General features: G+C 69.7%; 20 protein-coding genes and 1 pseudogene. 6 read left to right on the top strand and 15 right to left on the bottom strand.

The window, feature by feature from the left end; genetic code table 11:
* Positions 1–30 precede the first annotated feature (30 nt).
* The 12 genes and pseudogenes from ACJ9NR_RS41110 to ACJ9NR_RS41055 all read right to left on the bottom strand — a co-directional run bounded on the left by ACJ9NR_RS41110 (position 31) and on the right by ACJ9NR_RS41055 (position 9613).
* Positions 31–423: a hypothetical protein gene (locus tag ACJ9NR_RS41110; protein ID WP_412512909.1), complete on the bottom strand. Its 393-nt coding sequence runs from the start codon at positions 421–423 to the stop codon at positions 31–33.
* 2 nt (positions 424–425) lie between these two features.
* Positions 426–1886, bottom strand: coding sequence for a hypothetical protein (locus ACJ9NR_RS41105; RefSeq protein ID WP_412512908.1), 1461 nt, complete (start codon positions 1884–1886; stop codon positions 426–428).
* Between the two features lie 117 nt (positions 1887–2003).
* Positions 2004–2375 (bottom strand): hypothetical protein, encoded by a 372-nt coding sequence (locus tag ACJ9NR_RS41100; protein WP_412512907.1) that lies wholly within the window; start codon positions 2373–2375, stop codon positions 2004–2006.
* Positions 2376–2617: 242 nt separating this feature from the next.
* Positions 2618–4297, bottom strand: a complete 1680-nt coding sequence (locus tag ACJ9NR_RS41095; protein WP_412512906.1) for a DUF2637 domain-containing protein — start codon at positions 4295–4297, stop codon at positions 2618–2620.
* Between the two features lie 405 nt (positions 4298–4702).
* Positions 4703–4849 (bottom strand): hypothetical protein, encoded by a 147-nt coding sequence (locus tag ACJ9NR_RS41090; protein ID WP_412512905.1) that lies wholly within the window; start codon positions 4847–4849, stop codon positions 4703–4705.
* Positions 4850–5047: 198 nt separating this feature from the next.
* Positions 5048–5386, bottom strand: coding sequence for a hypothetical protein (locus ACJ9NR_RS41085; protein WP_412512904.1), 339 nt, complete (start codon positions 5384–5386; stop codon positions 5048–5050).
* A gap of 41 nt (positions 5387–5427) precedes the next feature.
* Entirely contained in the window at positions 5428–6405 is a 978-nt protein-coding gene (locus tag ACJ9NR_RS41080; protein WP_412512903.1) for a hypothetical protein, read from the bottom strand.
* 267 nt (positions 6406–6672) lie between these two features.
* Positions 6673–6891: pseudogene (locus tag ACJ9NR_RS41075) on the bottom strand (DUF5999 family protein); the annotation flags it as partial.
* Positions 6892–7047: 156 nt separating this feature from the next.
* Positions 7048–7326, bottom strand: a complete 279-nt coding sequence (locus tag ACJ9NR_RS41070) for a WhiB family transcriptional regulator (RefSeq protein ID WP_412513008.1) — start codon at positions 7324–7326, stop codon at positions 7048–7050.
* A 214-nt stretch (positions 7327–7540) separates the two neighbouring features.
* On the bottom strand, positions 7541–8059 hold the full coding sequence (locus tag ACJ9NR_RS41065; protein WP_412512902.1) for an ATP-binding protein: 519 nt from the start codon (positions 8057–8059) through the stop codon (positions 7541–7543).
* A 340-nt stretch (positions 8060–8399) separates the two neighbouring features.
* Positions 8400–8792 (bottom strand): hypothetical protein, encoded by a 393-nt coding sequence (locus ACJ9NR_RS41060; RefSeq protein ID WP_412512901.1) that lies wholly within the window; start codon positions 8790–8792, stop codon positions 8400–8402.
* Between the two features lie 14 nt (positions 8793–8806).
* Complete coding sequence (locus ACJ9NR_RS41055; protein WP_412512900.1) at positions 8807–9613, bottom strand: hypothetical protein; 807 nt, start codon at positions 9611–9613, stop codon at positions 8807–8809.
* Positions 9614–9968: 355 nt separating this feature from the next.
* Between ACJ9NR_RS41055 and ACJ9NR_RS41050 the strand changes: the two genes are divergently transcribed.
* The 3 genes from ACJ9NR_RS41050 (at position 9969) to ACJ9NR_RS41040 (ending at position 13660) form a co-directional block, all read left to right on the top strand.
* Positions 9969–11273, top strand: a complete 1305-nt coding sequence (locus ACJ9NR_RS41050; RefSeq protein ID WP_412512899.1) for a GNAT family N-acetyltransferase — start codon at positions 9969–9971, stop codon at positions 11271–11273.
* A gap of 241 nt (positions 11274–11514) precedes the next feature.
* Positions 11515–12957: a helix-turn-helix domain-containing protein gene (locus ACJ9NR_RS41045; RefSeq protein WP_412512898.1), complete on the top strand. Its 1443-nt coding sequence runs from the start codon at positions 11515–11517 to the stop codon at positions 12955–12957.
* Positions 12958–12979: 22 nt separating this feature from the next.
* Positions 12980–13660, top strand: a complete 681-nt coding sequence (locus tag ACJ9NR_RS41040; RefSeq protein WP_412512897.1) for a RibD family protein — start codon at positions 12980–12982, stop codon at positions 13658–13660.
* Positions 13661–13729: 69 nt separating this feature from the next.
* Here the strand turns inward: ACJ9NR_RS41040 and ACJ9NR_RS41035 are convergent, their stop codons facing one another.
* Together ACJ9NR_RS41035 and ACJ9NR_RS41030 are read right to left on the bottom strand one after the other, a co-directional pair.
* Complete coding sequence (locus ACJ9NR_RS41035; protein WP_412512896.1) at positions 13730–13876, bottom strand: hypothetical protein; 147 nt, start codon at positions 13874–13876, stop codon at positions 13730–13732.
* A 3-nt stretch (positions 13877–13879) separates the two neighbouring features.
* On the bottom strand, positions 13880–14521 hold the full coding sequence (locus ACJ9NR_RS41030) for a hypothetical protein (RefSeq protein WP_412512895.1): 642 nt from the start codon (positions 14519–14521) through the stop codon (positions 13880–13882).
* A 962-nt stretch (positions 14522–15483) separates the two neighbouring features.
* On the opposite strand from ACJ9NR_RS41030, the gene ACJ9NR_RS41025 reads away from it, so the two are divergent.
* Positions 15484–18096 carry a hypothetical protein gene (locus tag ACJ9NR_RS41025; RefSeq protein ID WP_412512894.1) on the top strand — a complete coding sequence of 871 codons (2613 nt, stop codon included), beginning with the start codon at positions 15484–15486 and terminating at the stop codon, positions 18094–18096.
* Positions 18093–18911 carry a DUF721 domain-containing protein gene (locus ACJ9NR_RS41020; protein ID WP_412512893.1) on the top strand — a complete coding sequence of 273 codons (819 nt, stop codon included), beginning with the start codon at positions 18093–18095 and terminating at the stop codon, positions 18909–18911. The genes ACJ9NR_RS41025 and ACJ9NR_RS41020 overlap by 4 nt, the downstream gene beginning before the upstream one ends.
* A 1071-nt stretch (positions 18912–19982) precedes the next feature.
* On the opposite strand, the gene ACJ9NR_RS41015 is transcribed toward ACJ9NR_RS41020, so the two are convergent.
* On the bottom strand, positions 19983–20411 hold the full coding sequence (locus ACJ9NR_RS41015) for a DUF6300 family protein (RefSeq protein ID WP_412512892.1): 429 nt from the start codon (positions 20409–20411) through the stop codon (positions 19983–19985).
* A gap of 166 nt (positions 20412–20577) precedes the next feature.
* Here ACJ9NR_RS41015 and ACJ9NR_RS41010 point away from each other — a divergent pair, with 166 nt between their 5' ends.
* Complete coding sequence (locus ACJ9NR_RS41010; RefSeq protein WP_412512891.1) at positions 20578–21069, top strand: hypothetical protein; 492 nt, start codon at positions 20578–20580, stop codon at positions 21067–21069.
* The last annotated feature ends 47 nt before the right edge of the window (positions 21070–21116 follow it).

Raw genomic sequence — 21116 nt, 5'->3', positions numbered from 1 at the left:
CCGCCCTTCGAGGTGGGGTGGTGTTGGTGCCTAGCGGGGCTGGATGAACTGCCGGTCGGCCATCTTCACGGTGTGGGTGCGGTTCGCTTCCCTCATCCGGCCGTGCTCAGCTTCGGTCGCTTCCGCCAGCCCCTGGGCGTTGGCCTGAAGGGAGTCGGCGCGGCCGACGATGCCGGCGACGTTGGCCGCCATGGCCTCGGACAGGGTGGCGACCTCCATGTAGGCGGTCGTGGTCGGCTCGTCGACCTCCAGCTTGCCCATCGCCTCGGACAGGTACCGGGCCGAGTCGGCGCGGTCGTGGTAGCGCTTCTCCAGCCGCTCGACGGCCCTCTTGGTCAAGGCGGCTCGGACCCCGTACGCCGTCGCCCTGGCCAGGATGGCGGCGACGGTGACGAACGAGCCAACTGCCTTAGCTGCGCCCATGGTCAGGCTCCCCTCGTCTCGTAGACCTCGGTGTGTGCGGAGGTGTCCTCGGAGTCGACGGCGTCGCTGATGTACGCCTCGCGTTCGGCGACCTGCTCCATGTCCAGGGCGATGTCGTAGTAGACGCCCTGGCCTGCGATCAGGTAGCCCTTGGCCTGCACGACCTTCTCGTCCTGGGCGATCGTGTTCTTCTTGAGCTCGTCGAGATGGGCGCCCATCCCCTGGTAGTCCTCCCGGCAGCGGGTGACCCAGGCCTTGAGGGACTGCCCGAAGCCCGTGGTCTCCATCTGCGCGAGCAGGGTGTCACCGCGCCCGACTTCCCTTTCGGCGCGGTTCTTGATCCGGTCGCAGCTCTGCGAGTCCTCCTTGCACATCAGGGAGAGCTCGTCGCTTTCCTCCGCGACGGATTCGTACGTGACCTCTGCTGCCATACGCCCAACTCCTCCACCGGCGGCAGCCGGTTCACTGTCTCGGATCGGTCCCGACGTGGTGCCCTCGGGCGCCGCAGCCGGGCTTTCGGGTTCAGCGGCCTGGGTTTCGGGCCCGGCCGCCGAGTTTTCGGGCGCCGCCGGGGTGGCTTCCGGCTCGGCCGGGGCCGGGGCGGGTTCCGTTTCGGCAGCGCCGGCGGGCTCCTCGGTGCTCTTCGGCTCCGCGGTGTCCTTGGTTTCGGCGGCGGCGGGCTCGGGTTCGGCCGCCGCGTCCTTGGTTTCGGGCCCGGCCGCCGCCTCTTCGGGACCCGGTGAGGCCTCCGGGGCGGGAGCCTCGGACTCCTTCGCCGGCGCATCTCCGGCCCCATCTGGCGGCGTTTCAGGGCCTGTTGAGGCCTCCGGGGCCCCGGGGGAGCCATCAGCGCCTGCGGGAGGCTCTGCGGCCCCCTCAGAGGGCTTCTCGGAGCCTTCCGGCTTCTCGGCCTCGGTCTCCTCCTTGGGCCTCTCCAGGGAGACGCCCTTCTTGCCGTCGCCGCTGTCGGTGCCCGCGACCGGCGGCGGGCCGGCCGGGAGGGGCGGAGCGTCCGGCGGCAGGGGCACGCGCTCGAGCACCGGCGCCGGGTCGTCATGGCCGGCGGCCCGGCGGCGCCTGCGGTACTCCCGCAGCGCGCCCCGGCCGGTGTCCTGGCCCCAGGCCACGCCCCGCGCGGCCCAGCCGCCGGCGCGGCGGCCCATCGGGGTCGCCAGACGCTCGACGCGGGTGTGCCCGCGGTAGCCCGAGCGGAACGCCTCCGGCAGCGTGAGCACCGGATCGCGCTCCGAGGCCGGCGGCTCCTTCCAGGGCGAGACGCCCGCCTTGCGGTCGGCCGGCGCAGCGACCCCGTGCTTGTCGGCGATCTTCTGCACGGCCTTCTCGTGCCGCGTCCGCTCCCTCAGGATGTCCCGCTGCGCCGGGGACAGCCCGACCTTTGCCTGCTCGCTCTGCGCGCCCGCCGTGTACACGAGCCATGCGCACGCGAGAAGCAGCAATTCCATTGCTTTCCCCTCACGGTCTGCGACCGGGGGAGTGAACTCGGGCCCTCGTGCGCGTACGTACGCGTGTAGGGCCGGGTCGAGTTCATCTCTCCCCCGGGTGAATGAATGGGTGAACGATTACCGTGTGTGACGAACAGTGATCTGCTGGAGGGTGTCGCTCACGTCCCGCCAGGCGCGGTTGGCGACCACCGGATCGACCCTCTGCAGGACGCCGCGCAGCCGGTCCAGCCGCTTGGTCGCGCCCTCCTTGGGCGACCGTTTGTCGGCCCGTTTGATCTCGTCGGTCCAGTACGCGGAACCGCGTGTCGAGTGGCTGTCGGTGGTCCGCTGGAGGATGTCGACGACTTCCTTCCAGACGCGGTCGGCGACCGCCGGCTCGGCGTCGTTCAGCAGTCCGCGCAGCCGGTCTATCCGCCGGGTCGCGCCCGCCTTGGGCGACCGCTCATCCGCCCGCCTTATCTGTTTTGTCCAGTACGCGGTTCCGCCCACGCTTCCGTGATCCTCCGTTCGATCGAGGTGGACATAGAGGGCTTAAACGGCCGGTCGGCTCGCAGACTGCGAGGCCTGATCACCCGGCCGCTGTTGGTGCTGGTCACCCCCCGATTCACCTTCCTGACGGGCAGGTTGGGTGAGAGGGTGGGACCCGGCGCTTCGGCGCCTTCACCGTGTCCCCGAGGTGTTGACGTCATCTCGGGGGCCGGTGGAACCGTCGAAGCAGTTCGTGCAGGTCGCTACGCGGCCATGTAGCCGCCGGCGAGGAGCTCGGCGGCCTCCTGGCGGTACCGCGAAGCGGTGTCGGTGGACGACACGGCCATCTCCCGCTGAATGTCGGCGAGCGGCACCTGATCGGCGTTGCCACCTGCGGCGATAACCATCCGGGCGACCTTGCGGACCGCCCGCTCGCGCGGCGTCAGCTTCGCGTCGTCCTCGATTTCGATCGCGCGCCGCTCAACTTCGGCGGCGGTGAGCCGCGTTTCGGCGGCGGCCTTCGCAGCTTCGGCCTCGCGCTGCCCGGCTTCCTCGGTGTTGGCCCGGGCAGCCGCCGCGCGCTCTTCTTCCTCCGCTGCCAGCCGGTCGCGTTCGGCGGCGCTGCGCCGCGTTTCGGCGGCGGCCAACTCCGCTTCGGCGGCGGCCTGGTCGGCTTCGTTCTTGCGCTGGCGGGCCTCGGCGATGGTCGCCGTCTCGATCGCCTGAGCCTCCGCCGCGGCGACCCGGTCGGCCTCCTCCACGGCCCTCCGCTTCTCGGCGGCCTGCTCCTCCAGTTCGGCCGCGCGCAGGTCGGCGGCGGCCTTCGCCTCACGCGCCTCGGACTCCTGGCGCTCCGCCTCCGCCTGCCGGGCCCGGGCCTCGAGGATGACGGCGGTCTCCAGCTCCTGCTCCTCCCGCTGAGCGGCCCGCTCAGCGGCGCTGACCTGGGCACGAGCGTGTGCACGGGCCTGGCCCATCTCGCCCTCCACCCGGGCGCGGGTGGCTTCGAGCTGGCCCTCGGCCTCCAGACGCCGGCCTTCGGCCTGCTTCTGCTCGATCTCCCGGCGGGTGGCCGCCTCCAGGCGCCGGCGCTCGGCTTCCTCCGCCCGCTTCTCGGCTTCGCGTTCCTGCTGCTCGGGCAGCGCGAGCGCCTCGGAGACGGTGTAGCCGTAGGCAGCCATCTTCATCGGCAGCCGCTCGTCCTCGGTCGCCTTGCTCAGGTCGCCGTTGTGCTTGCGCGTGAGCCACTGCTTGTAGGCGATGAGCTCCTGCTCGCGCCGGACCATCTCCGGGTAGCTGGTGACCCCGTTCAGCCTCATCCGGCGGTAGAACTTCGGGGTGGCGAGCGGGGAGAGGATGAAGCGGTGCAGCGGGATCCGGTCGGTCGCGGTTCCTGCCTCCAGCCTGGCCTTTTGGATGATCAGGCGGCGGGCGGCCTCCACCCCGACCACGAAGAGGACAGGCATGACGCCGTGCGAGGCGGCCTTGACCAGATCGGCTGTGATCTGGCCCTGCGAGCTGGCGTTGAACCAGATCGTCGCGCCTGTCATGCAGTGCGCGGCCAGCCGCAGCAGCGGCCACGGGGTGCCCTTGCGGATCAGGTAGAGGTCCAGCGCGAGGAACGCGATGATCGACGCGTCCACGCCGACCGGGAACCAGGGCGCGAGGCGTTCGCTGAATCCCCAGCTCAGGGCGACCTTTGCCAAGGTGCTGTAGGACATGGCGAAGCCGATGCCACCGACCACCGTGCCGCCGATCGCGGCGACCAAGGACAGGGTGGTCATCAGGCGGTCGCGCTTGGGCTTGATCGGGTTCCGCTCTTCCGTGCCCGAAACGGTCCCGCGTGCATCCGAAACGAAATCGGCTGTCTCCGAAGCGGGGGTCGGCGAGTGCGAAACGGGGGTCTCGTGTGCCGCCTTCTGCGGCACTTCGGTGATGGTCATGATGGCCTCCGGAAGGGGCGGTTCAGGGTGTGCTCGAAACGGTGAGGGCTGCTCCCGAAACGGCAGTCGCCGGAGCCGAAACGAGCTCCGGGGTGCCAAGGCGCCCCCGAAACCGGGCTATGACGAGAGGCCATCCCGCCCGGGGCGGGCGAGGGTTCCGGGGTGCGTCGGCAAGCGGGTGCGAAACAGCCCGCAGTTTCTGGAGGGCGGGCACGAAGCTCAGGCTTCGGTGGGGAACTGCACTCCGGGCCGGGCACGAAAGGGTCTTGCCGGGACAGCAGGACGGTCGGCCTCCCACAGGGGAGGCCGACCGTGGAGCGCGGGATCGGGGGAACGTCCCTGCGGCTCCCTGCCGTCCCCGCCCAGGTGGTCTGGCGGGGGCGACAGGCAACACAGGGAGGCAGGTCAGCTCTGGCCGTCGGGGCGCTGCTCAGTGGGCCGGTCGGTGCCGAAGAACTGCCGGAGGAACGGCTGCTTCGGGTTGGCGACCAGGACCGTCGCGGCGCCGACGACCAGGACCAGGCCGAGGACAAGGGCGAGCACGATCGGCATGACGAGACCCTTCGTGGTCGGGATAGGGAAGCCGGGTCCGGAACGGGGGGATGGTCGTACCGGACCCGGCGGCACGAGGCCGGCCTCCCACGGAGGAGGCCGGCCGTGGAGCGCGAGATCGGGGGAAATCCCTGCTGCTCCCTGCCGTTCCCGGCGACTCGGATCGCCGGGAACGACGGGCAACTCAGGGGGACGTGCTCAACCGGCCCGCCACAGGCCGTCCTTGCCGCGGCAGTACCGCTGCGACGTGAACGTCGGGCCGAGTTCGTTCTCGCCGCTCACCTCGATCGTGGTGACATCGCCGCTGGTACCCCGGCCCACAGTGCCGCCGAGCCGCATGGCGCGACGACGCAGCTGGTCGTCGGTGAGCCCGTCGTTGTTGACCTCGGCCCAGTACCGCTGCTCGGGTGTGGGGGTGCGCTCGGCGGACCGGAGGCTCCCGAAGAGCTGCTGGAAGAACGGCTGCTTCGGGTTGGCGGCCAGCACGAGCGCGGTGCCGCCGAACACGACCAGGACGAGGAGGGGGACGTTCGGCATGACAGATGCCCTTCCGTGGTCGGATCGCCGTGGAGCCGCGATCAGAGAACTGCCGCCCAAGTCGAGGCGTACTCGTCGATCTCGGCCTCGGTGACCGAGAGCTTCACTGCGGCGGCCCGGAGGTTCGAGCAGAGCTGGAGGAAGTCCTCGGGCGGCTCGACCTTCTCGCGGCGCATTGCCGCGCACCGGCCGGTCGCCATGGCCGCGAGCAGCCGAGCGTGATGCCGCTGTGCGGCGGCGCCGTCCAGACCCTGCTCATCCTCGGTGCCCGTCGGGTACAGGTGGCTGTCCGCGATCGGCCAGCTGACGACCTTGATGTGGTCGGGCTCGGTGGCGGCCATGCTCGTGGTGGCGCAGTCGCGGCGGGCGGCCTGCGCGGTGCCGAACGCCGCGATCGGCCGGCCCCGGTGGAGCAGCAGGTGCACCTGGCTGCGGTCCGGCCACGGCACCTGCACGGGCAGCGGGTACAGCGAGTACGGCATCGGCCCGGGCATCTCCGAGCAGCTGCGGTCCTGGCACCAGCCTTCCGGGGGAGCGCCGTCGGCGTGGGCCTGGCGCACGGCAGCCTCGCTCCAGCGGTGCACGGAACGGATCTGCCCCTGGTGGACGTAGACGTGCACGTAGGGAAGGTCCGCGCTCTCCCCGCTCTCGGCCCCGGCCGGAGGTGACTCCGGTTCGGCGGAGGCGGTGGGGGACGGGCTGTAGGGCTCGCCGCTGTGCAGCCGCTTCACGTCGAGACCGAGGCCCTGGGCGTGGCGGACGAGCGAGGCGGCGATGTCGAGGATGGCCTCCCGCTGCAGGGCGTCCGGCTGGGTGAGCGTCGCCGCGATCTCGGCCCCGGCCTGCCGGGCGTCCTCCAGGTCCTCGGCCGTACGCGCGGCGACGTCCTTCCCGCTCTGCGCGGTCTTCAACTTCTTGCGGAGGTCGGCGAGTTCGGTTTCGAGGCCGGGAATCCTCTCGGCCTTGGTCACCGCCTCCTGGAGACGACGGTGGGTGCTGCTCGTGATGACACGGAGCATGTTCTCCCCCTATATATCTGTGGCCGTGCCGTCCGGGCTGTCCGGCTCTCTTCGACCCCGTCCGTGCCGGCGCCAGGCCGGAACGGACGGGGGAGGCAGCCGTCAGACCGACGGGTGGTCTACAGGGACGTCGGCCCGGCCGTGCTCCGAGGTCAGGGCGAAGCGGTGCATCGCGGCGGCCGCGCCGGTCTTCCCGCTGCCGGGCGTGCCGCCGATGAGCCTGCTGGTGTCCGCGAAGCGGAAGGGGCCCGGAGCCAGCTGGCTGCCGGCCGAGCTGGGGACGGCGGGCGGGGGCGTGGGCCGGTGCGGGGCGATGACGCGGCCGTCGGGCAGCAGTTCACCGGTGTCCTCGAAAACGACGGATCCGTTGCACAGCAGGCTCCAGCCCTGCTCCGGGTGGCTGGAGACGACGCGGGCCGCCTCACGGTCGGGGCTGCTGGCGGGCGGGCAGAGCGGGGTGTGGTTGCACGGGGTGTTCTCGACCATCGGGGATCTCCCTGGGGATGTCGAAGGGGTGTGGGTTCGGGAACGGCCGCACCGCGCTCTAACGCGGCCTGGTCCCTGCGTTCTCCGCCGCCACCGGGCCAACGAGGGCTGGTCCGGTGGCGCCCGGGCAGCGCAGGGCTGCAGGTGGCGGGGCGGTCAGGCGCTGGCCTGCCGAGCGCGGTTCCGGGCCGCGCGCCGCTTCATGGCGCGACGCTCGTCCTCACTCAGGCCACCCCACACGCCCGAGTCCTCGCCGGACTCCAGGGCCCACTGGAGGCAGCGCTCCATGACCGGGCAGCGACGGCAGACGGCCTTGGCCTCCTCGATCTGCAGGAGCGCAGGCCCGGTGTTGCCGATCGGAAAGAACAACTCGGGGTCTTCCTCGCGGCAGACCGCGTTGTGCCGCCAGTCGACGCCGGCCTCGGAGGCGGGCATGTGGGCAGCGGACAGACCGACGAGGTCCTGGACGTTCTTCATGGGGCCCTCCGTTGAAATCGCAGACTCAGGCAGCCCCAGGAACATGGAGTTCCTGGGGCTGTTGGGGGATGGGGAGCGGACGGGCGGTGATCTCCGGCGCCGTCGGACGCGAGGGGGCTGCGCCCGAAGGAGCTGACCTTCCGCGCGCCCGCCCTCCCGTACGGCGGTGGTGCTACTCAGCTCGGCTGACGAGGCACCTGATCATCTTTTCGAAGGACGGCTCCGGCGACGGCTCGACGGACCAGCGGTCCGTGAGCGCGTCGAGGATGCCCAGGCCCCGGCCCGACTCCGCCTCGTCACTGTCCAGCGCGGCCTCACCGCGGTGCGGCCGACCCGGCACGGTGTCGTGGACGATCACCTCAATGCCCGGCGAACCGGCCACCGCGGCGTACACCTCGACGACCAGGCGGACGTCCGCGTCCGGGGCGCTCGCCCGCACCGCGTTGCCCACCAGTTCGGACACCAGGAGCTCCGCGGAGTCCGCGAGGTCCTGGTCCGCGCCGTGCGACGCCGGCATCGACCGGGTCAGCTTGCGGACACCGCTGACGGCCTCGCGGGACGCCGTCAGATCAGCGCGGAACCCGCGCTCGCGCTCACTCACCACCAGCCCGGGCGCCGGGGCGGGCCGCAACGGCCTCTCGTCCACGGCCACGGCGTGCAGGGTGCCGGTGCCGTAGACGGTGGCGGTCACCGCCTCCCACCCCTCTGGTCGTTCTCCCGGGCGCGGCGCAGCGCCTCGTCCTCCTGGCTCGGATTCCCGTCCCCCTGCGCACTGATCGGCCTGGGGGATGTCATCATGTTCTTCAACAAGGTCGTGTTCCTCTCGCGATGAACGACAAGCGACCGACAACGGCCCCGGGATGCGCCCCGGGGCCGTTCTCGTTACTCGGTTGTGGGCTGGGTTGGCCTTCCCTGGCGGAGGCCAACCCAGCAAGGGCTGCTGACCTGACAAGGCCCTGCTGCCCCCCGCCATCGCCGCACGTCACACGGGCGGCGATCACAGGTAACGCAGGTCCAACGGTGCTCGGCGATCAGACGAGAAGGCTCTCGCGCCGCTGGTAGCGGTCCAGCGCCAACTCGAAGTGGTACAGGATCGGTTCGCCCGTCTCGCAGTACTGCTCGCTCTGGCAAGACAGGCAGGAGTCCACGTGCTCGGCGGCGACCCGGATGCAGTCCGTGTAGTCGATGACCGCTTGTTCCGCGACCGTCGGCCCCGACGTGGGGGTCAGCTCCAGCCGCGTGACCGTGAGGTCCTTGCCGGCCAGATCCGTGAGGCGGTCCGTGAGCCGCTTGGCCAGCGCGTCCTTCGCCACCGGGTCCTTGACCGTGAGCTTGCCGCTCGACCCTCGGTAGCCGGTCTTCATCGCGGCCGGGAAGGTGACGTCGAGGGCGAAGTCGTATGTGCCGGGTTCGACGATTTTCATGGAGCCCCTCCGTGTCAGCGCGAGATGTGGACCGGTTCCAGCGGGACGCTGGTGTGGTCGTTCGGGGAGTCGGTGCCCACCGGGCGCTGCGCACGGACCTGGTCGGTACGCCGGACCGCGGGCCCCACGCGCCGCCAGTCCGTCGCCCGCCGGCTGGCGAGGCGACGATCGCGGCGACGCTCCCAGTTCTGCTCTTCCTGCTGCTCGCGGACCTGCTGGCGGACGATGTCCTCGCGGGTCTCTTCCGTCCACACCTTGCGCTCGGCCAGCTCGTAGCCCAGCGGGCAGAACTCGCCTCGCCGGCAGTCGTCGCACCCGACTCGGTGGCGGGCGACCGCACGCAGCGCACGCTCCAGCGCCGCCAACCCCGCCCGGCCCGCCTCGTGTTGGGCGAGGAGCACGGTCATCCGGCACTTCTTGCCACCCGAGCAGATCTTGCAGTCGACCTGGTGACGCGCGATCGCCTGACGCGCACGTTCAAGCGGCGTCTGGGTGGTACGGGGCAGGCGGTGGACTGCCGACCCCGAGGGCGGGGTCGGCTTGCTGAACTGCTGCTTACTCCGCCGCGCGCCAGCCTCAAGAGCGCCCTCGACCAGAGCGGCACCCCACTCCTCGACGGTCATGTCGAACTCGATGCGCCGCGCGCTTCCCAAGCACCGCTTCCCGGGCTCCGGGTAGTGCGGCGTCAGGAGACTGCGCTTGATCGAGTGCCAGGCCTCGCACTCCGGGCAACGGAGAGTCGGAACCTCGCCTTCGCGGAGGTTGACGTTCTGGGGCCGGAAGTCGCTGAGCCGGTACGGGGGGAGCTTGCTGACACGCAAGACGGGCTCCTTGGCGGGGGACTGACATGGGCTGCGTTCCCTGCCAACCAGGAGCCGCACAGCGGAAACCCGCAGGTCGGATCGTGGAGGACAGGCAGCGCAACTGCTGTCTTGGCTGCCCTGCTCAACCCCGTCGGGGGACATCGTGTCGACCTCGAAGGTCGGTCACCCCGGCGCCGCATGTAAGCGATGGCGAGCAGGCTGCGCTATTTGGATGTGGCATGAACTAGTTGAAGTAGATTGACTAGTCAATGCGTGATGAGACGATGCTGACACCGTCAGTAGGTGATCGTCAAGAGCAAAACCGAGATCAGATAGATTGACTACTCATTGCGCCCACCTGTAGATCTGTCCTATGGCAGTCAGCGGGAGGCCTCGAGCCCTCTACCAGCGCATCGCGGACAAGATCCGCACCGAGATCGCTCAGGGTATGCACGGACCAGGCGCACGGCTGCCGACAGAAGCCGAGATCGCGACCGAGTGGAACACCACTCGGTCGACTGCTGTTCAAGGGCTGAAAGTCCTGGTGAACGAGGGTCTGATCATCAGTGACCGTCCGCGCGGGTACTTCGTCCGCAGCCGCCGCCCCATGGTCTACCGCCCTCAAGCAGAGTTCTCGAAGCGGCCGCTGTCGCCCGAGATGGACGCATTCCTCTCCCAGATGACCGAGGACGGCCGGGAAGCCAGCCAGCACATCGAGGTACGAGTCATCACGCCGAGCCGTGAGATCCGCGAGCGGCTCCGGCTGCCCGAAGGGGAGCTCGTGGCTGTCCGGCGTCGTGTGCGGTTCGTTGACGGCATCCCGTACAACACCAACGACTCCCATTTCCCCCTGTCCCGGGTTCAGGACAGCGAGATCATGAACCCTGACGACATCGCCCGCGGCGCCAACACCGTTCTCGCCGAACTCGGCTACGAGCAGGTCCGCGCCTTGGACGAGATCCAGATCCGTATGCCGACTCCCGATGAGGCGGATCGGCTCCAACTTGGCCCTGGGACACCGGTCGCCGTACACGTCTGCACCGGCTACACCGAGGACGGCACGCCAGTACGCTCCGTCGTCAACGTGCTGCCGGGAGATCGTCACGTCATCACCTATGAACGCAGCCGCCCCTCGCTCGGCTCCGACCCTGTGATCCGCCCCGCCACGGAGGACGACCTGGGGACCGTCATCGACCTCTGGAACCACGCAGCCTCCTGGCTGCGAGACCGCGGAAGTGATCAGTGGCAGTACCCGCCCCGCGCTGAACGGATCCAGGAGAACATCGCCGCTGGCGAGTGCTGGATTGTCGAAGACGATGGCCTCCCCATCGCCACCGTCACGGTCGACGAACACGCAGACTCCGATTTCTGGAGACCCGATGAGGCTGCTGAACCGGCCCTGTACGTACATCGCATGGCCGTACGCCGCGACGTCAGCGGCCTGGAACTCGGCTCCGCCATGCTCGACTGGGCAAGCCGACTTGCCGCAGATCAAGGCAAGCAGTGGCTGCGTCTCGACGCCTGGCGGGACAACGGAGGCCTCCACGACTACTACAGCTCGCGCGGTTTCACTCATGTGCGAACCGTCGAAGCAACGGGCCGTCAAAGCGGCGCTCTCTTCCAGCGACCCGCAGGCGAAGAGCGCGGAATCGGCCCCAAGCTGACCCTCCGCGGATGAACCACGGACCTTCAGCCATGAGAGCAGGGGCCTGCCCTCATGCAAGGGCAGAGCAGCTCGACGCTCCCGAATCATGCGACGCCGCATTGCAGCTCGGTCATGGCGCCCTCCCGGAGCAGAAGTTGCTTGTTGCGGCTGGATACGCCGTCAGCTCAGGTGTAGGCCCCGGTTCCGGTTTCTTCTACGGTTGGCATGTAGCCAAACCCAGTTGGCTACATAGGACACATCCGGGGGGAGTGACGTGGGACAGCGGCCGGCCGAGTTAACGCCGGAGAAGTCGCCGTGGCACCGCTGGGGTGCAGAGCTGCGAGGCATGCGTGAGGCCCGCGGACTGTCTCTGGAACAGCTCGGTCAACGAGTCCACGCCACACGCTCGTACCTTTCGAAGCTCGAGCGGGGACAGCAAGCTCCGTCGCGTCAGATCGCGGCGGCTTGCGACCGCGAGCTGGACGTGTGCGGCGCGATCTTGCGTGCCTGGGAACAGGCTGATGCCGAGGTACGTGGTGTTTCCACGCCTCGTGTCCATGTGTCCAATCCGGCCCACCATGTTTCCAAAATGCCTTCGGACCTGGTCACCGCCGTAGCCGAGCAGGCAACGTCGGACGATGCGGGGATCTGTGTCCCCGCTCGTCTACGGGATGGATCGGTGGTATTCGTGGCGCTCGATCGACGCGACGTGTTGCGCGGCGGAGTGGGCATCGGTGCGGCGGCTGCATTCGGCGTGAGCACTCCGGCGGCCGCGGACCCAGGCACCGTGCCGGGGCTCGTTCGGAGGGCACGATCTGCGGCCGCGTACGGCGGCACGCCGGTTGAGCATCTGAAGCACCTGCGCCGACTGCTGATCGACAGCGACAACATGCTCGGGCCCGCACGGGCCCTCGAGGACGTTCGGGACTACATCGAGGTCATCAAGGAGCTACGCCGGGAGGCCAAAGGTGTCGACCGGCACGACCTTATGGAGCTCCAGACGCAGTTCGCGGAGTTCGCCAGCTGGCTCTACCAGGATCTGGGCGACTTCGACCATGCTCGCTTCTGGCTGGACCGGGCGTTCGACTGGAGCCACACGGTGGGAGACGGGGACCTGACCTCGTATGTCATGGCCCGTAAGGCTCAGTTGGCCGGTGAGACGCGCGACCTGGTCGACGTGATCGATCTGGCTGAGGCTGCTCAGCGGCTGGCGCGGCCGCGGTCCCGACTCGCGGCGGTCGCCCGGACATACGAGTCCTACGGACACGCGCTGCGCGGCGACGCCTCGGAGAGCCAACGTGCGATCGACGACGTCCACGGCGCCCTGGACCGTATCACCGGCGATCCGACCCCCTGGGGTGTATGGCTGAACTCCCAGTACGTGGAGGTGCACCGCGCGCAGAGCCTGGAGGCGCTGGGCAAGCACGACCAGGCCGCGGAAATCTTCATGTCGGCGATCACAGCGCTGCCTGAGGGATACCACCGCGACAGGGGGGTGTACCTGGCACGCGCAGCTGTGGCTCATGCCGGGGCCGGCGTTCCCGAACAGGCTGCCGCGGTTGGGCTTCAGGCCCTCACCGTGGCTGAAGACACCGGATCTGGTCGGATCTTCAAGGAACTCTCCCGCCTGGACTCGGCGCTCCTCCCGTGGCAGCGCCAGCCGGAAGTAGCCGAGTTCCGCTCGGCCTTCGACGCTGTGCTCCCGCACGAAGTCTGAAACGAAACGGAATGCGAATCTGATGACCACACGCCCCTACGTCCTCCTTTCCGCCGCCACGAGCGTCGATGGCTACCTGGACGACGCCACGCCCGAACGGCTGCGCCTGTCCAACGCCGAGGACTTCGACCGTGTCGATGAGGTACGCGCCTCGTGCGACGCGATACTCATCGGCGCGACCACAATGCGCAAGGACAACCCTCGTCTGCTCGTCAACAGCGAGGCCCGCCGTGCTCAGCGGGTCGCAGAGGGCAAGCCTGCGTACCCGTTGAAAGTCACAGTCACGAAGTCCGGCGACTTGGACGCCAACCTGAACTTCTGGCACCACGGGGGCGACAAGCTCGTGATCACCGTGGACAGCGCAGTGGACAAGGTTCGCGCGACGCTGGACGGACTGGCCGATGTGGTCAGCGTCGGACCGGAACTCGACTGGGAGCAGGCCCTCGATGAGCTCGGTCGCCGCGGAATCGGTCGGCTAATGGTGGAGGGCGGTGGCACCATCCACACCCAGCTCATGGCCCAGAACCTCGCGGACGAGGTGCATTTGGCTATTGCTCCGCTCCTGGTCGGCCAGCCGGAAGCGGCCCGCTTCCTGGGCCCGGCCGACTACCCAGGCGGCACGACCGCACGGATGAAGGTGCTGGAGGTCCGGTCGATCGACGACGTGGTGCTTATCCGCTACGCGCCCAAGGAGCGCGCCTGATTTTTGCAGCCGACCGAGGCCAGGCTCTCGGTCGACGCGGCCATCGCACGCGAGGCGCGAGCCTTGGTACTAGACGCCGAGGAACATGACCATGAGTTGTTGTCCGCAGCCGCAGTGTCTGTCGTTGCAGGAGTGCGTGGCCTCGGGCTTCAGCTTCTCGTTGATGACCGCCGAGAGGAACTCCCGCGGTGCTGGACGCCCCCGCCCTGTCATCAACGGTCAGTTCGTACCAGCGGCGAACGGAGCCACCAGGTGAGCCTGCGCGCGCTCGATCACATCAGGCTCCTGCCCGGTGGCGCCGTTCGGACGAACGGCGTCCAGTGCTGCGTGGAGCGTGGCCGAGTCGCGGTCCCAACGTTTCGGAGCGACCAGTTTGAGCCGCGGCGCCTCGGACGGGGGCATGACCTGACTCAGACAGTCGATCGCCGGCACCAGGCCGAGGTTGTGCGTGAACAGCAGGACGGGCTTGCTCGCGATGAGCGAGCGGAGTTCGAGGCGCGCGACGGGGCCAAGGACGTGTACGCGGCTCCCGAGACGTTTGGACCGGCCGATGACGACGAGCCCGTCGAGCTGGCCTGCGAACGAGTCCCAGTCGTACGAGTTCTCCTCGAATGCGGTGCGGTAGTGGAGGAGTTCGACACCGGCGGGCAGGTCTTCGGTGATGCGCTTCAGCAAGCGCGGCCAGTTCGAGTCGTTGACAGTCTTGGGGCCAGCGCTGACGTAAACACGAACCGGAGTGCCAGGGCAGCGCTCAGCAGCGATGCGCTTCATGGCCGCGACATAGCGGCGCCGCTGCTCAGGGCGAGCGAAGGTCTCCACGTCGAGGGGATCGTCGTGCCTGGGCGTCTGCGTCACATGCATACCGCTCATCATGCCCGGGTGACGCCTTGGCTGGGGAGCGGGGCAGGTCATCGGGGGGTTCTGGCGACCCGTCAGGAGACGGAATCCTATTGGCGACACGAGCGGTACCGGGGTGTCGCCGTGGGATCGCAGAGGGGTACCGTGTCCCTGAATAAGATCGATATGGACATGGTTAAGCCCCGCGAGGTGGAGCTCCGGGGCACGGCCGCAGACCTATCCAGGGAAGGTCTCGACACGGTGCAGGATACCCGTACCCACCGACAGGCACCCCCCGTGGCAGCGATGACTCGTGCGTCGCTCCGGCTGGGTGCCCACTCTGTCTTCCCGCGCCTATCCGGCTGCGGGCGTACCTCGGCCCCGGAAGGGGGCGGGATGAGGTAGTTGCGATGGCGGCGCCCGCTGAGCGGGTCTTCCAGCCGCCGGGACGCCCGGCCACCCAGGTGATTCGCCGTCACCTCGGCTGATGGCGTCCCATCTGCCACCAGGGAGTTTGCCGACCCCCTGAAGGGATTGCTCGTCCGGTAGCCGCCGGCCGAACAGTTCGATCTTGGTTCGGAGAGAACCGACGAAGCGCCAAAGAGCCCTTCGTTATGCCCACCTCGATATCGAAGCGAGGCACTCCCCAATGTTGCAGCATGCGCTGCCCTTTGTCAGCCCATCCATGCCCGATTGGCGCATATTGCGCCGTTGGACCGGTCACAGTTTCCCCATCGACCGCCCACTCCGCCATGTGAGCGGACTGGGACGCGGTCTTGTGCGCGCTTTTCCTGGGGCACCCAGGTGAGCGCCGTTGCTGTGCCGGTCGACCGCCAGTCGTCGGGGCGTCGTCGGCCGCATTCGGTTCCGGAGACCGCTGATCCGGTTGTGGAGCATGGGCCTGGGCATCCGCTGGCACTCGGCGGGGCTAGTCGCGCTCGTTCGGCGACCGGCGTGCGGCTTGTGCCTGTTCTGGAGGCAGGGGCATGAGCGGCGCTGCGGCATCGGCCGCGGTGCCGCCGGCGTTCCTCAACTCTCCCGTGGTCGACGCTCCGGACCTTCCCACGCCGCGGGAAGGTCTCCGGTTGCTGCCGGGTGGGGGTCTGAATGACGCGCTGCGGTTGGGTCGGGGGATGCGGCTGCGGTTGCTGGCCGCGATCCGGGCTCTGTTGGCGGATCCTTCTCTGGCTGGGCTCGGGGATGCTGCGCGGTTGGCGGCGGTGGTGCTGTACGCGAAGTCGCGGGCACCGGAGGGTCGCAAGGATGACCTCCTGTCGTACATCTGGGGGGCGGAGCTGGGCCGGTGGCTGGGCATGACGGAGTCGACGGTCCATCACGACGTGCTGCCCGTGCTGCGGGAGGCCGACGCCCTGCACACCAGGATGGTGATCAACGATGAGGGGCATCCGGTCGGGCTGGACTGCCTGGTCATGCCGCTGTGGCGTGCGCATCAGGACGTAGGAGCGGCGCATCCGCTGGCGCTGTCGAAGGTGGAGCTGGCGGTGCTGCTGCGCCTGCTGGAGGCGTTGTTCGGGCCGGGCTGGGCACCGGAGGGCAAGGAGGCGACGCCTCCGGGGCTGCTGGCCGGCCGTACGGGCAAGGGTGCGGCGACCGATCGGCTTGGGTTGCTGTTGATGGTTCTGAATACCCGGGCGTCGGGCTGGCTGCAGCTGTGTGGCGGCTCGGTGCGGAAGAAGGAGGGGCGTGGGGCGGCGACGCTGTCGCGGCTGCTGGGGTGCTCGCCGTCCGGTGCGCGGAAGGTGCTGGCGCGGCTGACGGAGGCCGGTGTGGTCTCCCGGGGGCGGAAGGCGACGGTGACGCGGATGAATGGTCGTGGCCGGGTCATGCTGCTGCCCATCGCTCGCGCGTACGGCCGGATTCCGACTCCTGTGAAGGCTGTCCAGAGCCCTGAGTCCGATTTTTCGCAGCGTCCCGATGGTGCAGGCGGAGATCTTGCTCCTGGCCAGGACGCGAATTCCCTTGGTACACCTGGGGTTTGTGGTGCCGAAGGGGCCGTGAAGGCGGGAGATCAGGAGCGTCCCGATGGTGCAGAGTTCCACGCAGACCACGCTTCTGTGGTTACTCCCGTCGTTCCTCTCCCGCTCTCTGGGGGCTTTTCCGGCGAAGGCCGTGGGGGTGAGGGCCGTCGGCCGGAGCGCGCGTGCGTGCGTGAAGACCAGGCCGTCAACAGCGAGGATTCCGCTGCCGAGGCAACGTCGGCGGTAGCCGAGGTAGGCCCGCTTCGCGGGGAAAAGCCTGACAAGTCCGCGGTCGAAGAGCACGGTGGGCAACATGCTGCCGGGGCCCCGGCCAGTGGCGGACCGAAGGCCGTGGCGGGTGGAAAGACGCGCCAGCAGGGGAGGGTGGACCTCCCCAAGGATCTTGGTCTGCGGGTTGCTCTGGGGCCGGTGGCGTGGCTGTGGGCGGGGCTGAACCGCTGGCAGCAGGACCAGGTCGTGGCGGCCGTGAACGCCGAGCTGGAGCGGCTGAAGGACCTGTTGATGCAGCCGGAGGGTGCGCCGCGGCTGCTGGCCGACCGGCTCACCGACCGCCTGGAGGAAGTCGGGGGCGAGGCGCGGGTGAGCAGCCCGTTCGGCTGGATCACGCGGCGGGGCCTGGTGCAGCGGCCGGCGTGCTCGGACGTGCGGTGCGACGACGGGATCCGGCTGGACACCGGCGGCGACTGCGACAACTGCGGGAACGTGATCCACATCCGCCGTGCTCGCCGGGTGCAGCTCGCGGCCGACATTGACCGGGAGCTGCCCGGCCTCGGTGTGGCGGAGCGCCGTCGGGTCCTCGAGGACCGGTTGCGTGAGTACGCCGTGGTGGAGGCGGAGGACTTCGTGCGGCGCCGTGAGCAGGCGTTGGCGGAGCGGGCCCGGCGGGAGGCGGCTCGTGCGGCTGCCCGGGAGCGGGGGGAGCGCGAGCGCGAGGAGGCGGCGGCCGCCGAAGCGGTGCGGCAGGAGCTGCCGTGCGGGGACTGCGGGCAGGGCCGGTCGGCCGGGCTGTGCGAGGCGTGCGGTCTTCGGCGCCGGACTGAGGCGGCGATCGTGGAGGCCGGGCTGGTCGCGGCGACCTGGGCGGCCGACCTGGACGATGCCGCCGACGTCGCCACGGTGGCCGCGCACGTCCGCTCGACGTTGGAAGCCGACATCGAGGCGACCCACCAGCAGTTCCTTGGGCTGATGGAGCCGGGCGAGCTGGAGGCGGACCCGGTCGCGGCGGCGTCCGTGCTCGCGTTCAACGCCTGCCAGACCGTGGAGCAGGCGCTGCCGGAGTACCGCAGCAGCGCGCTCCGCCGACTGGGCCACACTCCGGAGGCGGAGGAAGAAGCCCGCCGGGCGTACAGGACCGAGCAGAACCGCAGGTGGTTCCGCGCGAACCCGAACGGCGCGGACGCGGTCGCCGCCGCGACAACGGCAGCCGACGCCGCCCGGGAATGCACCGCCGAGTACCTGCTCACGGTGCGGCTAGAGCAACTGCGCGAGCGGACCGCGGACCGTACCGAGCAGCCGGCGGCCGCGCCGTGGTCGGCCCGGCTGACCGAGCTGGCCGCGCGCCCGCTGGACGGCGAGACCGCTGGGGCGGTGATCGCGTGACCGGAGAAATGAGCGGGGTCGACCTCGCCCGCCAGGCCCTGGCCGCAGCCCGGGAGGCGGCGAAGAAGAACGGCGGCAGCACCCAGAAGACGAAGCCGAAGCGGTCCCGGACGCAGGTGGTGCGGCGCGACGGCCGCGAACCGCTCGGGCTCGGCACGGCGATCACGATGATGATGACCGAGCGCGGCATGGTCGCCCCGGCCGCCGGCGGCAGCGTCCTCGCCCAGTTCGGCGACATCCTCGCCGCGACCGCGCCCGAACTAGCCGGTCACGTCCAGGCCGTCGCGTTCGACGCGGACACCGGCCGCCTCGACGTCGCCCCCGAGGCCCCCGCGTACGGCACGAAACTGCGCTGGAGTACGCCGAAGCTGATCGAGGCGGTCAACACGACGGTGCCGGACGCGAACGTGCGCACCCTCAACGTCCTCACGCCCACCGGCAAGGCCGGCCCCGCCACGGCGGCCGCCGACCCGGACCCGCGCCCGACCGAGCCCGCCGGACCGGTGCATACCCGGGAGACCGCCTCGGACGGCTACCACCAGGCGCTCGCCGCGCACCAGGCAGCCCGGCCCGATCGACACGTCGACCCGGCCATCGCCGAAGCCATCGAGTCACAGACCCGAGCCCTGCGCGAACAGAGCCGACGTGCGTTCCCCGATCCGGACCCGGGCTCGGTCGAGATCACCCAGGCCAAGCGCCGCCGCGAGGCCAAGGTCACGCACGCCCAGGCGCTACGCCGTGCCCGCGACGAGCGCGCCCAACGAGCCGGCACCACAGCTGGTGACCAGACTGCCGCTGACCGGCGTACTGCATGAACGCGCACACCAGGGCCGATTGTCAGTGGCGACCTCTACAGTTCCCAAAGTCCCGCCGGGCATGGCGAGTTGGTCCGTACGGGTGAGGAGCGACCGCGACTACAGCGGGCATTCCGCCCGCTCGACGGTTCAGCCCAGAGCCGGCCGAATCGGAGGCGCCCTCGCAGTCCGCAGCTGTTCCGTTCGTGCATGCGGAACGCGAACCAACCACCCGAACGAGTGACCGCGGTGCGTAGGGAGGGTGGCGTGGAGGACATCCCCACCCCATGCGGCAGGCGAACACACATCCAGAGAACGCTGATCCGGTTTGCATACCCTGCATCGTCACGGCGGTCCGGGCCGGCGACCAGGAGCGGACTGACGCCCTGATCCGCCGACTGGCGGCAGGCCCAGACCTCCAGGCGCCCTACGCCCTGAGGACAGCTCTCCTGGCCGACCCCGACCACACGCAGGCACACCAGTGCGGTACACCCGGGGCCAGCCACCAAGGAGTTCCGGGCCCTTCGGCGAGTCCGGCGCGCGAGCCACTCGCGTGCGGTTAATGGTGGTGCCAGTGGCGGTGGACTTGCTGGGCGTCTGCTTCGAGTACGTCGCGCAGGTCGTCGTCCGCGGGTACGTGGAATAGCTGCACTGGCGTGACTACCCGTCACAGAACGTCACAGATCGGCGGATACGGCACGGCTTCCACGCAGAGCTGGCTGCGGTGTCGGTCGCGGTGGACTTGCCGTACGTAAGCGTTGACGACGGATAGGTTCTTGGCCGATTGCTGCCCGTCGATGCGGGCCACGCCACGGCATGGGGGAGACTGCGTCAGTGCCCCGGCGGTGCGGGCTACGTCCGGCCGATGCTGCCCGCCGCCGGGGCCCCTCGCCTTGACGTGCGGGCTGCCCGAGCCTGCCGCCCCCCGGGCCCGGCTCTTCGGGGAGGGGTGGCGGGCTTGCGGGCCGGGTGCCGATCCGGCTCTACTTCGACCAAGTTCCCCAGCCCGTCGGCTGACGCGGGCACCATCCCGACGCGTCGTCCCGGCCGTCTGCAGCCCGGGTCGCCCACAGCCTCCGGTTCCGCCCGTCGTCAGCCGTGTCCTCGCGGAGCATGCCCTTCGTACGACGGCAGGTCGGCGGGCGCCCCGGCGGCGGGGACGAAGGACCACCCGAGAGCCTGCATGGTCTCCGACTCCCAGTCGTCGAAGAGCTGCGGCAAGTCGGCGGGGCGCCGGTCGGAGTCGCGGATCCAGGCGATGAGGGCAGTCGCGGCGGGGCGGCTGGCGTCGCAGATCGGGCACAGCTCCAGCCAGACCCCGGTCATCGCCGGCCCGTTCCAGTACAGGAGCAGATCCTGCGCACACCGAGAGCAGGGGGTCGGCTCCGTCTTCTCGGGCGTGCCCACGTGGGGCAGGCGGGCGAGGTCCTCATCGCTCATCGAGTCGAGTGACCCGTCGATGTTCATGAGGCGGCAGAAGGAGCCGTCGGGGCGAACGTAGTAGCGCCACGCAAACGTCACAGCAGGCCCCCTTGGTGCGGTTTCCGATCGAGGCGCCACGATGCGCTCAGATCCGGATCAACGTCAAGAGGCTGTGCGCCGGCGGACGGCCCGGACTGAGACCGTGCGCTCGGGGCGACGGCCTCGTTGGGCCTGTGGAAGTCGCCGCGATTCGGATGGAGTTGTGATGGGACGGGTGAAGGCGAACAAGCCCCGGCGGGAGCGGCCGGTGGATCTCGGGCAGGTTTCCGAGGAGCACGTCGAGGCGTCTGCTGGATGGATGGTCACGGCGGTCGATCAGGAGCAGGCCTCCGCGGCCGACATGCACGCGAATCTCCAGAACGGGCCGGGTGGATTCGCGAACTACGAGCGGATGACGGGCGATCAGTGGCAGGTGACCGTCATGGTGGTCGGGCGTCCTCCTGAAGACGCAGTACGGTGCACGGAGATCCCCACCCTTGAGAAGGCCTTCGACATCGCGAGGGATATGGCGGCCACACTGCTGCCGAGCGGAGCGGCCCTCCTGCACTGCCTGGACGGCAGCGCGGACGCGTGGATCCCCACCTATCTCGCCGCGTACGGGCACCTGCCCGCGGCCGGGGCATGGACGGCCGTGGCGGACGTCGGCGGCACGACCGCGGACCGCTCTCGTTCGTACATCTCCACCGCACGGTCATAGCACCGGACGTACGGTCCAGGAGTGCCTCCGCACTTCCCGCCTGAGCT

Origin of the sequence: Streptomyces sediminimaris, assembly GCF_047049295.1 — a bacterium.
In the GTDB taxonomy this organism is placed as follows: Bacteria; Actinomycetota; Actinomycetes; order Streptomycetales; family Streptomycetaceae; genus Streptomyces; species Streptomyces sediminimaris.
The sequence above is the reverse complement of the archived record's forward strand: the minus strand, read 5'-3'. Positions and strand labels throughout refer to the sequence as shown.